This is a genomic window from Sorangiineae bacterium MSr12523 (genome assembly GCA_037157775.1).
GTDB lineage: Bacteria > Myxococcota_A > Polyangia > Polyangiales > Polyangiaceae > Pendulispora > Pendulispora brunnea.
In genome coordinates this window covers 2,245,023-2,259,874 of the sequence record CP089982.1, presented here as the reverse complement: position 1 = coordinate 2,259,874, position 14,852 = coordinate 2,245,023, and the positions used below count along the sequence as shown (strand labels likewise).

Sequence of the window (14,852 nt, the reverse complement as noted above, 5' to 3'; positions counted from 1 at the left end):
TGAAAACCTAAAAAAGCCTTGGCACGCGGTGGGATTCGCGTTGTTTCCCTCCCCGCCTCCCCCTCTCCCTGTTCAAATTCTTCTAGCCGTTACACCCGCGAGTACGAGTCGCGGGAGCGGCGTGGGCTGCGGACGAGGCCTAGGACGATGGAGCGCAGTTGGGCGGGTTCTACCGGTTTGGTGAGGTGCGCGTCGAAGCCCACCTCCAGCGCATGGCGGCGGTCTTCTTCCGACGCATACGCCGTCAAGGCCACTGCCACGATGCTTCCGCCCTGTTCGACGGGAAGGGCGCGCACCTTGCTGATCAAGGTGTACCCATCTTCTTCCGGCAAACCGATGTCCGAAACGAGAACGTCGGGCTTCGACTCCTCGAGCGCGCTCAACGCCGCCGATGCCGTGGGCACCGCCGTCACACGCGCACCTGCGCCCTCGAGCACCCGCCGCGCCATCCCGCGCCCGTCGGGCTCGTCCTCCACCAAGAGCACGTGAAGCTCGTCGAGATCGCGCGACGGCGGATTCGACCCCGCGGGCCGCGTATCCGATTCGGGCTCCGGCGCCTCCGACACGAACGGCAGAATCGGAAGCTCCACCGCGAACGTCGAGCCGCGGTCCTTCCCGTCGCTGGTCACCTTCACCACGCCACCGTGAAGCTGCACGATGTGCCGCACGATGGCCAGCCCCAGCCCCAACCCGCCTTGCGAGCGCGTGCTCGTGCTATCCGCTTGCCGAAAGCGCTCGAACACGTGGGGCATGAACTCCGGCGCAATCCCCTGCCCGGTGTCGCTCACCACGATGCGCGCGGTCGATCCGTCCGACTCGAGACGCACCTCGATCTTCCCCGACGACCCGGTGAACTTCAGCGCGTTGGACAGAAGGTTCGACAGCACCTGCGTCAGCCGATTCGGATCGCCCCGGATCTCCGGCACGAACGGATCGATGCTCGACTCCAGCGCGATGCCCTTGTCGTCGGCCTGGATGCGCACGGCATCGAGCGCGCCCTCGATGAGCGCGGGAAGCTGCACGCGACCCATGTTCAAGTGGAGCTTGCCCGTCACGATGCGCGAGACGTCCAGCAAGTCGGCAATGAGCTGGGCCTGCGCCTTGGCGTTTCGCTCGATGGTCTCCAGGGCCCGGTCGAACTCGTTCTCTTCGAGATCGCCGCCGCGAAGAAGCTGCGTCCAGCCCAGCATCGCGTTGAGCGGCGTTCGCAATTCGTGCGACAAGGTCGCCAAAAATTCGTCCTTCGCTTTGTGCGCTTCTTCGAGCTTCTTTCGCTCGGCCTGCGCAATGTCGTAGAGGTCCGCCACGTGCGCGGCCGACGCCATCCTCCGCGCCAGGTCCTCTGCCGTGACCAAGTCCGCCTCGTCGAAGCGACGGCGCGACTGGCTCGCCACCAACGTCACCGCACCGAACGCGCGCCCTTGCGACACCAGCGGCACACACATCCACGACAGCGCCGGAATCGATCGCAACTCGGCCAGGTGCACCGCATCTTGCGAAATGATGACCTTGATGGCGTCGGTCACCTCGGGCAAAAGCTCGGGCTCGCGCGTGCGCACCACCTTGCCGGGCCCGTACGGCGCATCCTGCTCCGGCGGAAAGCGCTCCGACATGGCGCGTACGGTCACCGCCGATTCGTGCGGCGCCGCCGCCACGATGCGATGGGTGAAGGTGCCATCCGCCGCCACGCAGTCGACGATGCACGCATCGGCCTGCGTCTTCACGATCAACTGCGCCACCTGCTCGAACGATTCGCGGCACTCGATGGTGGCACCCAGCACCTTGCTCGCCTCGGCGAGGAAACGCAGCGAATCTTCCGCGCGCTTGCGATCGTCGATGTCGGTGCATGTGCCCACCCACGACGTGAGCGGCCCGCGATCGCTTCGCAACGGCACCGCCCGCACCAAGTGCCAGCGGTAGTCCGACTCCACCCACGATCCGAGACGGAATTCCCCGCCCCACGCCTCGCCCTGCTCCAGCGCTAGGCGCCAGCCCCGCGAGAACGCCTCGACGTCGTCGGGGTGCAATATCGCTTCCCAGCGCAGCCCCTGAGGATCGGTCAGCGACGTGCGCGCGCAATCGAACCAGCGGCGATTGCCATAGGCGAGCTCGCCCTCGGGCGTGGCCGTCCACACGATCTGCGGCATCGATTCGGCCAGCTCGCGGTAGCGCCGTTCGCTCGAGCGGCGAAGCTCGGCGAGCTCGCGCTCGCGCAGCACCTTGTCCTGCAGTTTGAGCTGCTCGGTCTTCCGGTAAATATCGAGGAAGACCTGCACCTTCGATCGCAAAATGTCCGGATCGAAGGGCTTGAACATGTAGTCGACGGCGCCGACCGTGTAGCCCTTGAAGACGAAGGCTTCGTCTTTGCTTATCGCCGTCAAAAAGATAATCGGGATATGCCGCGACCTCTCGCGCTCCTTGATGAGCGTCGCCGTCTCGAAGCCGTCCATCGTGGGCATCTGCACGTCGAGCAAGATCACGGCGAACTCGCGCGTGAGCAGATGCTTCAACGCCTCCTGCCCCGAGTGCGCCATGACCAATTCGGTACCGAGCGGTTCCAAAATGGCCTCGAGCGCAAGCAGGTTCTTCGGCTGGTCGTCGACAAGCAGGACCGCGGGCTTGATCGCGGCCAGCGCTAGCTGAAATTCCCCCGATCGAGTCCCTACACCGGACACCTGTTTCGATTTATCACCGTCAATCCATGCATTCAATGTCGGAGGACGCTCATCTCTGCCTGAGCTGACCCAAGAAGGGCCCGATGCGGTCGAGGGCGAGGACTCGATCGACGCAGGCTCGCTCGATGGCTCCCGCGGGCATCTCGGGGCTTTCGGCTGAGGCGGGGTCCTGGACAATCGTGAGGCCACCACGCTGTTTGATGCGCGAGAGACCGATGGCACCGTCATGGTTTCGTCCGGTGAGCACGATTCCGATCAGACGATGTCGAAATGCATCGGCGGCCGACTCGAAGAGCACGTCGATGGAGGGCCGGCTGAAACGCACCGGCGGGTCCGTCGACAGGGCCACCGACTGATCGTCGACGAGCAAGTGGTAGTCGGCGGGTGCAATGTACACGCGTCCAGGAACGATCGGCTCTTTGTCCTCGGCCTCGCGCACCCGCATCTTGGTGTGGCGCTGGAGCACACGCGCCAGTGTGTCATCGGAATCGGGCCGGCGGTGCTGCACGACGGCGATGGGCCGGTCGAAGTCGGCAGGCAAGGTCGACAAAAGCACTTCCAGGGCCCGCAAACCGCCCCACGACGTCCCCACCACGATGAGTTCGTGCTGAAAGCCCAAATGCCAGCCCTTTGCGTCCGCCGTTTTACTTCTTGTCCGCCCTCCGAAAGATTTTCTCCTCCGCCACGAAGGGTATGAACTTCGGCTCGCTTTCCGTCTGGCGCAGGTTTTCCTTTCGCCCCAGCGCAAGGAAGCCGAAATTGGCCAGGCTCGAATGAAAGAGATCGAGCACGCGGTTCTGCAAATTTCGGTCGAAGTAGATCATGACGTTGCGGCACAAGATGAGATGAAACTCGCTGAAGCTGCCGTCGGTCACGAGGTTGTGCTGTGAGAAGAGCACGTTCTCCATGAGCGACGGATCGAAACGCGCGCCGTCGTAGCGGGCCGTGTAGTACTCGGAGAACGAGCGCAGCCCACCCGCCCGCTGGTAGTTGATCGTGTACTCCTGCATCTTCGACAGAGGAAAAATTCCGTTCTTGGCGACTTTGATGACCGTCTCGTTGAGGTCCGTCGCATAGATGCGTGTGCGCGCGTACAGGCCTTCTTCCTTGAGCAGCATCGCCAGGGAGAAGACCTCTTCGCCGGAGGAACAACCGGCGTGCCACACGCGGATGAACGGATAGGTCCGCAAACTCGGGACCACCTTGCGCCGCAGGGCCAGGAAGAAGCTCGGATCACGAAACATGGACGTGACCTGGATGCTCAAGTCGAGCATCAACCGGTCCATGCACGTGGGGTCGTGCAGCACCCTCTCTTGTAGCGCGCTGAACGACGCCACCCCCTCGGCCTGAGCCCGCCGCCACAAACGTCGCTTGATGGACGCGTACGCATACGAGCGGAAGTCGAAGCCGTAGACGCGGAAGATCGCCTCGAGCAACAGCTCGACCTCGACGCGTTCGACCTCGGTGTCTTTCTCCTTGAGGGCTCGGTACGTGCCGGACGACGAGGCGGGTGCTGCTCGGCTCATCGATACATCCACACCCGCATCAGTGAGATGAGCTGGTCCGGATCGACGGGCTTCGTGATGTAGTCCGAAGCACCCGCCGCGATGCACTTCTCGCGGTCGCCCTTCATCGCTTTGGCGGTGAGGGCAATGATGGGCAATGTGCGATACGACGCATTCTTGCGAATTTGTCGCATGGTCTCATAGCCGTCCATTTCCGGCATCATGACATCCATCAGAATCAGACTGACGTCTTGATTCTGATCGAGCAAGACGATTCCGTCTTTGCCATTTTCGGCGAATACCACATTCATACCATTCGCCTCGAGCACGCTGGTGATGGCAAAAATGTTGCGTACGTCGTCGTCGACGACCATCACCTTCTTACCGACGAACACGGCGTCGGAGCTGTGCAGCTCCTCGAGCACGCGGCGCTTCTCCTCGGGGAGATTTGCCTCGACGCGGTGGAGGAACAGCGCCGTCTCGTCGAGCAGGCGCTCGGGCGACTTCACGTCCTTGAGGATGATGGTCTCCGCGTACTTCTTGAGCCGCGTGTCCTCCTCGGGCGTCAGCTCTTTGTCCGTGTAAATGATGATGGGCAGATCCCGCAGCTCCCGCAGGTCGTCGTCGCTCTTGATCTTTTCGAGCAGGTCGAAGCTCGACATGTCGGGCAACCCCAAACCGAGCACCATGCAATCGAAGTGACGGCCGCGGAGCAACTCGAGGGCCTGCTCGGCGGTCCCAACGGACACCGTCGAGACGTCGCCCTGGCCGATGAGCTCCTCCATGCTGTGGCGGAGTGCCTCGTCGTTGTCCACGATGAGAAGATTCCGCACTTCGTTGTCGAGGAATTGCGAAATCGAATCGAATGCCTGATCCAGGGCTTCCTTGGTAACCGGCTTTTCCAAATACGCAAAAGCGCCCAGGCGCATGCCTCGCTGTCGCTTTCCGGTGCCCGACAGGATGTGCACCGGGATGTGCCGCGTCTCCCGATTGTGCTTCAACCGATCCAGCACGGTGAGCCCATCGACCACGGGCAACGCCAGATCGAGCAGGATGGCATCCGGCTTGAACCGGTGCACCAGCGCCAAACCGATGTCGCCGCGCAAGGTCGCGATGCACTTGAAGCCGCGCTCGCGGGCCATCTCGAGGAGCAGCGTGGCAAAGGTGACGTCGTCCTCGATGATGAGGAGCACGCGGTCGCCGGGCTGGACGGCATCGCGGTCGTCATTGAGCTCGTTCTCGTTCTCGATGCCCTCGTCCTCGAAGGTCGCGGCGTCGAAGCCCTCGCGCGCGAAGACGCGTCCGTCATCGTCCTGGTCCAGATCGTCGGTGATCGCTCCGTTGGTTCCATTGGTGTGCGTGCCCACGACCGCGTGCACGCGCGAGGGCGGCTCGCCGGTGTCCGTCCGCCGCACGTCGCGCCGTGAATCGCCGCTGGTCAGACGCGGCTGCTCGCGGTAACTCGGCGGCAAAAACAGCGTGAACGTGCTCCCCTCGCCGATGGCGCTGTCGACGTGAATCTCGCCTCCGAGCAGGCGCGCCAGCTCACGGCTGATCGAAAGCCCCAGGCCCGTGCCTCCGTACTTGCGGCTGGTGGTGCCATCGGCCTGCTGGAACGCTTCGAAGATGAGCTGGTGCTTGTCGCGCGGAATGCCGATACCTGTATCCTGCACGCTCAGCGCCAGGACGCGCGGCGTTTCGAGCAGCACCGGGTTGGTGAACTGCTGCTGATTCTGCACGCTGCCGATGCGCACCGTCACGCCGCCGCGGTCGGTGAATTTGAAGGCATTGGCCAGCAGGTTGCGCAGGATCTGCTGCAAGCGCTGCCCATCGGTGTTGAGCGACTCGGGGATTTCCGGCTCCTCCACCACGGTGAACTCGAGCCCCTTTTGCTGCGCCAGCGGGCGGAAGCTCCGCTCGATGTAATCCTCGATGGCCGCGAGCCGCACCTCGGCGGAGTAAATCTCGATCTTGCCGGCCTCCACCTTGGACAGGTCGAGCACCTCGTTGATGAGATTCAGCAAGTCGGTGCCCGAGGCGTGGATGGTCCGCGCGTACTCGACTTGCTTGTCCGAGAGATTGCGATCCTTGTTGTCCGAGAGCATCTTGGCCAAAATGAGCAAGCTGTTGAGCGGCGTACGCAGCTCGTGGCTCATGTTGGCGAGGAACTCGCTCTTGTAGCGCGACGACAGCGAGAGCTGCGCGGCCTTGTCCTCCAGCGCGCGCCGCGCGGTCTCCACCTCGCGGTTCTTCTGCTCGACCTTCTTGTTTTGCTCCGCGAGCAACGTCGCCTTCTCCTCGAGCTCTTCGTTGATCTGCTGCAGCTCCTCTTGCTGCGCCTTGAGCAGCTCCTCGCTGGCCTTCAAACTGGCGGCCTGCGCCTCGAGCTCGGTGTTGGTCTTCTTCAGCTCCTCCTGCTGGCTCTGGAGCTCGTTCGACTGCGACTGCAGCTCCTGCGTCAAGCCTTGCGACTGCAGGAGCAACTCCTCCGTGCGCATGTTGGCCACGATCATGTTGAGCACGACGCCGATGCTCTCGGAGAGCTGGTCGAGGAAGATCTGGTGAATCTGGCTGAAGGCGCGGAAGCTCGCCAGCTCCAGCACCGCGCGCACCTCGCCCTCGAAGAGCACGGGCAGCACGATGATGTTCAGCGGCGAGGCCTCGCCCAGCCCCGACGATATGACGATGTAATCGTGCGGCACGTTGGTGAGCAGAAGGCTCTTCTTCTCCAGCGCGGCCTGCCCCACGAGCCCTTCGCCCAGCGAAAAGCGGTTCGAGACGCTCTTGCGCTGTTTGTACGCGTAGCTCGCGATCAGCTTGAGCACCGACTCGCCCTCTTCCTGCTGCGCAATGAAGAAGGCACCGTGGTGCGCGGAGACCAGCGGCGTGAGCTCGCTCATGATGAGCCGGCTCACCGCCTCGAGGTTCTTCTGCCCCTGCATCATGCCGCCGAACTTCGCCAGGTTCGTCTTGAGCCAGTCCTGCTCCTGGTTCTTCTGCGTGGTTTCACGCAGGTTGCCGATCATCTGGTTGACCGTGTCTTTGAGCAAGAGCAGCTCGCCCTGCGCTTCCACGGCGATGCTTCGCGTGAGGTCACCGTTGGTCACGGCCACGGCGACGTCGGCGATGGCGCGCACCTGCGCGGTCAACTTGCCGGCGAGTTGGTTCACGTTGTCGGTCAAGTCTCGCCACGTGCCGGCGGCGCCGGGCACCTTGGCCTGGCCGCCCAGCTTTCCTTCGGTACCGACTTCGCGCGCCACCGTGGTGACCTGATCGGCGAACACGCGGAGCGTGTCGGTCATGCTGTTGATCGTCACGGCCAAGGCGGCAATCTCGCCCTGCGCCTCCAGGAGCAGCTTCTGCGACAGGTCTCCGTTGGCGACCGCGGTCACGACCTTGACGATGCCGCGCACCTGCGTGGTCAGGTTCGAGGCCATCATATTCACGCTGTCGGTCAGGTCCTTCCACGTGCCGGCCACACCGGGAGCACGCGCCTGGCCGCCCAGTTTTCCTTCGGTACCGACTTCGCGCGCCACCGTGGTGACCTGCTCCGCGAAGACCCCGAGCGTCTCGGTCATGTTGTTGATCGTGTCCGCCAATTCGGCAATTTCGCCTTTGGCTTCGACGACGAACTTCTTCGTCAAGTCGCCATTCGCAACCGCCGTCACGACCTTCGCGATGCCGCGCACCTGCGTGGTCAGATTGGCGGCCATCATATTGACGTTTTCCGTCAAATCTTTCCACACACCGGCCACGCCCGGCACGAAGGCCTGCCCGCCCAGCTTTCCATCGGTACCGACTTCGCGCGCCACGCGGGTAACCTCGGCGGCGAAGGCTCGAAGTTGATCCACCATCGTGTTGATCGTGTTTTTCAACTCGAGCAATTCGTTTTTGACGTCGACGGTGATCTTTTGCGACAAATCGCCATTGGCCACTGCGGTGGTGACGAATTTGATATTTCGCACCTGCTCGGTCAGGTTGTTGGCCATGTAATTGACGCTATCGGTAAGGTCTTTCCACGTACCGGCGACCTCGGGCACGTGCGCCTGCCCGCCCAATCGCCCTTCGGTACCGACCTCGCGCGTCACGCGGGTAACCTCGGCGGCGAAGGCTCGAAGTTGGTCCACCATCGTATTGAGGGTGTTCTTCATCTCGAGCATTTCGCCTTTGACGTCGACGGTTATCTTCTGCGACAAATCGCCATTGGCGACGGCCGTAGTAACCAATGCGATATTTCGCACTTGGCCGGTGACGTTGGAGGCCATGTAATTGACGTTGTCGGTCAAATCCTTCCAGGTACCGGCCACGCCGGGCACGTTGGCCTGGCCGCCCAGTTTTCCTTCGGTGCCGACTTCGCGCGCCACGCGGGTAACCTCGCCCGCGAACGAATTGAGCTGATCGACCATCGTATTGATCGTGCTCTTCAATTCGAGGAACTCTCCCCGCGCATCGACGATGATCTTCTTGGACAAGTCGCCATTGGCGACCGCCGTGGTCACCAAGGCGATGCTTCGCACCTGCCCCGTCAAGTTCGAGGCCATGTAATTGACGTTGTCGGTCAAATCCTTCCACGTGCCGGCGACTCCCGGTACGTGCGCTTGCCCGCCCAATCGCCCCTCGGTACCGACCTCGCGCGCCACGCGGGTAACCTCGGCGGCGAACGAATTGAGCTGGTCCACCATGGTGTTCATGGTGTTCTTCAGCTCGAGCATCTCACCTTTGACGTCGACGGAGATCTTCTGCGACAAGTCGCCATTGGCGACCGCCGTTGTGACGTATTTGATGTTACGCACCTGGTCGGTCAGGTTGTTGGCCATGTAATTGACGCTCTCGGTGAGGTCTTTCCATGCGCCCGTGACGCCGGGCACCTGCGCCTGCCCGCCCAGCTTTCCATCGGTACCGACCTCGCGCGCCACGCGCGTGACCTCGCTGGCGAAGGCGCGAAGCTGATCGACCATCCTGTTGAACGTGTTCTTCAGCTCGAGGACCTCGCCCTCGACCTCCACGCTCATCTTTTGCGACAGGTCGCCATTCGCGACCGCCGTCGTCACCAAGGCGATGTTGCGCACCTGGTCGGTCAAGTTGGAGGCCATCGAGTTGACGTTGTCGGTGAGGTCCTTCCACGTGCCGGCCACGCCGGGCACGCGCGCCTGCCCGCCCAGTTTCCCTTCCGAGCCGACTTCGCGCGCGACGGTGGTGACCTGGTCGGCGAAGAGCCGCAACGTGTCCCTCATGTTGTTGATGGTGTCGGCCAGCTCCGCGACCTCGCCCTTCGCCTCGACGACGAACTTCTTCGTCAGGTCGCCGTCGGCGACCGCGGTGACGACGGCCGCGATGCCGCGCACCTGCGTCGTCAGGTTCGATGCCATCGAGTTGACGCTGTCGGTCAGGTCCTTCCACGTGCCGCCCACGCCCGGCACGTGCGCCTGCCCGCCGAGCTTTCCCTCGGTGCCGACCTCCTTGGCCACGCGGGTAACCTCGGCGGCGAAGGAGCGGAGCTGGTCGACCATGGTGTTGACCGTCTCGCCGATGCGGAGAAACTCACCGCGAACCGGCTTGCCGTCGATCTCCAGGGCCATCTTCTGCGACAGGTCGCCCCCGGCCACCGCGGTGATGACGCGCGCGACCTCCGTCGAGGGACGCACGAGGTCCAAGATGAGCGAGTTGATCGACTCCAGCTTGATCGCCCAGGCGCCCTTGGCCCCGCGGAGGGAGGCGCGCTCGTTCATGCGGCCCTCGCGCCCGACCACGCGGCCGACACGGGCCACCTCGCGGGCCATGGAGTCGTTTCGGTGTGCGAGCTCGTTGAAGGCCGTCGCGAGCTCATTCATCATTCCGGGCTCGCGTGTGGGAAGGCGGACCGAAAAGTCGCCATCCCGCAGAGCACGCAGTGCCGCGAGGAGCGCCTCACACTCTTTTCGCGTGGGGCGGTCGTCGTGGTCCTTCGCGTTCGATGCGCTGGTCCGCTTGCGTGGAGCGGTCGACGTGGGCGGTGCGCTCGTGCGCTTGCGGCCATTTCGCGTAGCTAAAGTAAGGTCGGCTTGGCCGTTGTTCTTCGTGGGCACGGTTGGCTCCTCAAGTGGGGCTTCGGCGGGGCGCTTCGGCATGGGCACGGGCTGAACGGGTACACCGCCAACCTCCGAGCATCGGGCAGGTTACGCCGATTTCAGAAGCTCGGAGATGGCGGATTCAAGGGTGGTGAGACTCACGGGTTTGGTGAGGTGCTGACGAAAACCGGCTGCACGGATCCGAGCGATGTCCTCCTCCGAGCTCACGCCCGTCAGGGCGATGGCGTGATGAGGCCTACCCAGACGATCCATCAACTCGACACCGCTGCCATCGGGCAGTCCGACGTCGCTGATCAAGACGTCGAACGATTGTGTGCCGGCTACCATCAACGCTTCGGCCAAACTGGTCGCCCCCAAGACCTCGTAACCTCGACGTTCCAGCACCCGCCGCAAGAGAGCGACGGTATCGATATCGTCATCGACCACCAACACGGTGCGTGTACCTGCAAGTACCGGCGCGCTGGGCGCGACCACCAACGGCGATGGCGCCGGAGGATCGGTGTTGATGAAGGTCGAAAGTTCCGTTTCGAACGAACGCTCGCCGCAGACCATGCGCAGCTTGACGCGATGATCGATCGTCACCGTGCCGACAACGAGGCGCGTACCTTGTGCGGCGCCCGTGAGCAGGGTGTCGAGGCCGTGGTCGAGGAACTCGCGCAGGGTATCCCTCTCCCCTTTAACATGGGGGCGCCGCGCATTGAGCTCCAACGACACCTGCTGACCGGCCGCGATGATGGACGCCTTCTTGTCCAGGAGGATTTCGCGTAGGAGCGCATGGACGTCCACCGACGATGCGCGTGCTTCGCGGGTCTTCGGGTCCGTCCTGGCGTTCATGGCCTCACGGACAGTGTAGCGCCTCACACGGACCGAGCGATATCTACGAGCTGTGCGGAAAGCTGCAGCTGAGGGGTTAGGGAGAGCGGACGCTACTTTTTGGTGCGCGCGGCCTGAGCGAGATCATGCACCCGGATCTTGGCAATGGACACCGAGGACATATGCCGCTCGAGTCGCGCGGCCACACCGGCTCCCACGCTGAATGCCCCCACCGAACCGGCCAATCCCAATACGCCGATGGCCAGCCACCGGCGCGCTCGCATCGAAATCATGTGAGCCCCCCGTAACGAGATGTTCACCGGATCAAGAGCAACGCTCGTGCCGTCGGGCAGGGTTTAGGGGATAGGGTTTAGGGTTTAGGGAGGAAGAGCACCGGAAAGCCGAAGCTTGGGTTTCTCTCTGACCCTAAACCCTTCACCCTCCACCCTAAACCCTGTGGCACGAGGCACAAATGCGGGCTAATTGGGCCCGGTGATGCCCGCGCTACGTCTCATTTCATTCGTATCGCTCTTTCTCCTTTCTCTGCTTTCCTTCAGCGCGATCCCGCGTGCGGCCTACGCCGGACCCAACGACGGATTGCCCAAGACCAACGCGGCGCTCGACCGTGCGACGCCGCGACGCACCATGCAGGGCTTCCTCGATGCAGCCCACCACGGCGATTACGATCTCGCGGCGAACTACCTCGATTTGCATGCGATTCCGCGCATCAAGCAATCGACGGATGGCCCCGAGCTCGCGCGCAAGCTCGCGTACGTGCTCGACCGCAAGCTCGCCGTCGACCCCGACAAGCTGCCCGACGAAGCGGAGGCCAAGGACGCGACGGCAGGCAACATCATTGCAGACGACGAGACGGTCCCCATCACGTTGGCGCGCGCCCGTTTCAACGACGGCGTCTGGCGCTGGCTGATCTCGCGCGGCACCGTCGCGATGATCCCGTCGCTGTACGCGGCGTACGGCCCGTCGGAGTGGGCTGACCGCTTCCCGCCTTGGCTGACGCGCACGACCTTTCTGGGCAATGCCCTCTGGCAGTGGCTCGGACTGGTGCTCCTCGGTATCCTCGGCTACGTCGCCGCGCGCGGTATCGGCGCCTTGTTCATCTGGCTGGCGCAACGTTTTGCGCTCCGCACGAAGACGACTGCGGACAATGCGCTGGTCGAGACCGCGCGGCGCCCGCTTCGTGGCGTGCTCTTCGTGGTCATCGTCAAGCAGCTCTTGAGCGAGCTGCACCTCACCGCATCGGTGGAAGAGGCGATCCACCACATCGCGTACACGTGGCTGGTCATCTCGGTCGCGTGGTTCGTCATCCGTGCGATCTCCATCGGCGCGGAATGGGCTGAGGAGCGGCTGCCCAGCGGCTCGCAGCTCGAGATGAAGCATCGCGCGGTGCAGACGCAGCTCGAGCTGCTCCGCCGCGTGGCCTCCGTCGTCATCGTCATCGTGGCGATTGCCGTCGGGCTCATGCAGTTCGAATTCGTGCGCAACGTGGGCGTGTCGCTGCTGGCATCGGCAGGGGTCGCCGGCATCGCGCTCGGTTTGGCCGCACAGAAGTCGCTCTCGGGCATCATCGCGGGCATCCAGCTTTCGCTGTCGCAGCCGATCCGCATCGGCGACCAAGTCGTCGTCGAGAAGGAGACCGGCTTCATCGAGGAGATCAACCTGACCTACGTCGTGGCGCGCCTCTGGGACGAGCGCCGTTTGGTCATCCCCATGACCCGCTTCTTGGAGCAGCCGTTCGAAAACTGGACGCGCAACACGACCGAGATCCTCGGCACGGTCTTTCTCCACGTCGACTTCGCCACCCCCGTGGACAAGCTCCGTGTGGAGCTGCGCCGCATCTGCGAGGCCAGCACCAACTGGGACCAACGCCTGTGCGTCATGCAGGTCACCGACTCCACCGAGCGCCGCATGATCCTTCGCTGCCTCGTCTCCGCCGCCAACGCCAGCCGCGCCTTCGATCTACGCTGCGAAATCCGCGAGAGCCTCATCGCCTTCATGCAGACCCTCGACGGCGGCCGCTACATCGGCAACCCGAGAACCGACATCCGCCTCGTCCAAGACGAAGAGCCCCCGCCCCAAAAAGACGGCCAGCGAAAGCTCGATCTCCCCGTCTAATTCCCCCGTGCCCGTGCCCGTGCCCGTGCCCGTGCCCGCTACGCCCCCGACCCCGTTCCGAGGGTGCTGTCGACCTGAATCGCGGGCGGCGGCGACGACGAGGTGTCCGGCGTCACGTCGGTGGATTGCTCGACGGCGGTGTCGGTGCCGCCTTCGCCTTCGGTCTTGGGCTTCTTCGGCTTGGGAAGACGCGGCTTCGGCGGCTCGGACTTCGCGGTTTCGGCCGACGAACCCGACCCGAGCTCGATCACGTTCTCCTTCGCGTGGCTCGCCACCTTCGCCGGTGCGGCCGGAGTCTCCTTGGCCACCGCCGGCGGCGGGGTGGTCTCCTTCACCGGGGCCGGCGGCGGCGGCGGCGGGATGTCCTTCGCCACCTCCTTCGTCGGCGTTTGCGGCGCCGTCGTCGTCGGGGTGCTCTTCTCGTCGCGCACGGCGGATGACCCGTGGGCGCGCAACGCCCCGTTGATCGTCGCCGTCACCGGTGCCGCCGCCGCGGTCTGCAGCGAGGCCTTCCACCATGGCCGCGCAAACGTCACCGCGAGCAGCGCGCCCGCGAACAGCGCCATCGCCGCCACCATCGGCACGACGCGCGAGGGGCGCTTCATGGTGCTCCTCTCGCCGGTGTTGCGCGTGACATAGGAGGCCATCAACGACCCGCGCCATGACGAGTTCATCCCGAAGCGCGACACCCGGGCCTGCACCCCGATGGCCGTCAGAAACGCCTCGCCCATCTCACGCGCCGAGCGGTAACGCTTCTTCGGATCGCGTGCGAGCGCCCGCTGGAACCACTCGTCCAACGCCCCCGGGATATCCTTCCGGTAGCGGCTCGGCGAACGGAACTTCCCGCGGTTCACCGCGAGGCAGACCGCGCCGTACGTCTCGCCCGCGAAGGGCTTGCGGCCCGTGAGCATCTCGTACGTCACCACCGCGAGCGCCCATAGGTCGCATCGGTAATCGACGTTCTTCGCGCTGAGCATCTGCTCCGGGCTCATGTACGTCGGCGTCCCGAGCGTCGCGCCGGTGTTCGTCACACTCACGTCCCCGCGGCCGAGCAGCTTCGCGATACCGAAGTCGAGCACCTTGACGAAGACCTCTTCGCCGTCGCTCGTGAGGAAAATATTCTCGGGCTTGATATCTCGGTGCACGATCCGAAGCTCGTGCGCCTTGTCGAGTGCGCGCGTCACTTGGACGACGATGCTTGCGGTCTCCTCGAGGCTCAGTCGCCCGCGAAGATGAATGCGCGTTTCGAGGTCCGTGCCCTCGAGGTACTCCATCACGATGTACGGCAGCCCATTTGGCTCCGCAGGGACGCCATAATCGAGTATCTGCACTACGTTCGGATGATGAATGCGCGCTGCCGATCGAGCCTCGCGCGTGAAGCGCTCCACTGCGGCCTGGTGGCACGCCAGCGCGGGGGACATCAATTTTACAGCAACCTGCGTGTCGAGCCCCACGTGGTGCGCAAGCCACACGCTCGCCATTCCACCTTCGCCGATTTGGCGCACGAGCCGCACGTTGGGCGTGATCATCGTCCCCGGGACGAGTTCCACGACCGAACTTCGATGGATTTCGTTCAGTGTCATGGCTCCCCCACGCCCCTTACTCAGCAACGGTCGTGCCCACGGTCCACCAGCCGTGGCGGCGTCACACGCCGGCAA

The 14,852-nt window shown here is 63.9% G+C and carries 8 protein-coding genes; 1 reads left to right on the top strand and 7 read right to left on the bottom strand.

Features of this window, described 5'->3' with window-relative positions; all coding sequences use genetic code 11:
- Nucleotides 1–89 precede the first annotated feature (89 nt).
- From LZC95_09120 to LZC95_09095, 6 genes are all read right to left on the bottom strand, one after another.
- A complete protein-coding gene (locus tag LZC95_09120; GenBank protein WXA96995.1) occupies nt 90–2,711 on the bottom strand; it encodes a response regulator in 2,622 nt (873 codons plus the stop codon).
- Between the two features lie 13 nt (nt 2,712–2,724).
- Entirely contained in the window at nt 2,725–3,294 is a 570-nt protein-coding gene (locus LZC95_09115; GenBank protein WXA96994.1) for a chemotaxis protein CheB, read from the bottom strand.
- A gap of 25 nt (nt 3,295–3,319) precedes the next feature.
- The gene (locus tag LZC95_09110) at nt 3,320–4,201 is read right to left on the bottom strand and encodes a protein-glutamate O-methyltransferase CheR (protein WXA96993.1); all 882 of its coding nucleotides are present in this window, start codon (nt 4,199–4,201) and stop codon (nt 3,320–3,322) included.
- Nucleotides 4,198–10,245, bottom strand: coding sequence for a HAMP domain-containing protein (locus tag LZC95_09105; protein ID WXA96992.1), 6,048 nt, complete (start codon nt 10,243–10,245; stop codon nt 4,198–4,200). The genes LZC95_09110 and LZC95_09105 overlap by 4 nt, the downstream gene beginning before the upstream one ends.
- Before the next feature lie 90 nt (nt 10,246–10,335).
- Nucleotides 10,336–11,082, bottom strand: coding sequence for a response regulator (locus LZC95_09100; GenBank protein WXA96991.1), 747 nt, complete (start codon nt 11,080–11,082; stop codon nt 10,336–10,338).
- A 92-nt stretch (nt 11,083–11,174) separates the two neighbouring features.
- Nucleotides 11,175–11,354 (bottom strand): hypothetical protein, encoded by a 180-nt coding sequence (locus tag LZC95_09095; GenBank protein WXA96990.1) that lies wholly within the window; start codon nt 11,352–11,354, stop codon nt 11,175–11,177.
- Nucleotides 11,355–11,556: 202 nt separating this feature from the next.
- Here LZC95_09095 and LZC95_09090 point away from each other — a divergent pair, with 202 nt between their 5' ends.
- Complete coding sequence (locus LZC95_09090) at nt 11,557–13,194, top strand: mechanosensitive ion channel family protein (GenBank protein ID WXA96989.1); 1,638 nt, start codon at nt 11,557–11,559, stop codon at nt 13,192–13,194.
- A gap of 38 nt (nt 13,195–13,232) precedes the next feature.
- Here the strand turns inward: LZC95_09090 and LZC95_09085 are convergent, their stop codons facing one another.
- Entirely contained in the window at nt 13,233–14,777 is a 1,545-nt protein-coding gene (locus tag LZC95_09085) for a serine/threonine protein kinase (protein WXA96988.1), read from the bottom strand.
- Between the last annotated feature and the right edge of the window lie 75 nt (nt 14,778–14,852).

Bases quoted from the DNA above. Each gene is read 5' to 3' on its own strand.
- LZC95_09110 (WXA96993.1), bottom strand. From the start codon at position 4,201: ATGAGCCGAGCAGCACCCGCCTCGTCGTCCGGCACGTACCGAGCCCTC.
- LZC95_09100 (WXA96991.1), bottom strand. From the start codon at position 11,082: ATGAACGCCAGGACGGACCCGAAGACCCGCGAAGCACGCGCATCGTCG.
- LZC95_09095 (WXA96990.1), bottom strand. From the start codon at position 11,354: ATGATTTCGATGCGAGCGCGCCGGTGGCTGGCCATCGGCGTATTGGGA.
- LZC95_09090 (WXA96989.1), top strand. From the start codon at position 11,557: ATGCCCGCGCTACGTCTCATTTCATTCGTATCGCTCTTTCTCCTTTCT.
- LZC95_09085 (WXA96988.1), bottom strand. From the start codon at position 14,777: ATGACACTGAACGAAATCCATCGAAGTTCGGTCGTGGAACTCGTCCCG.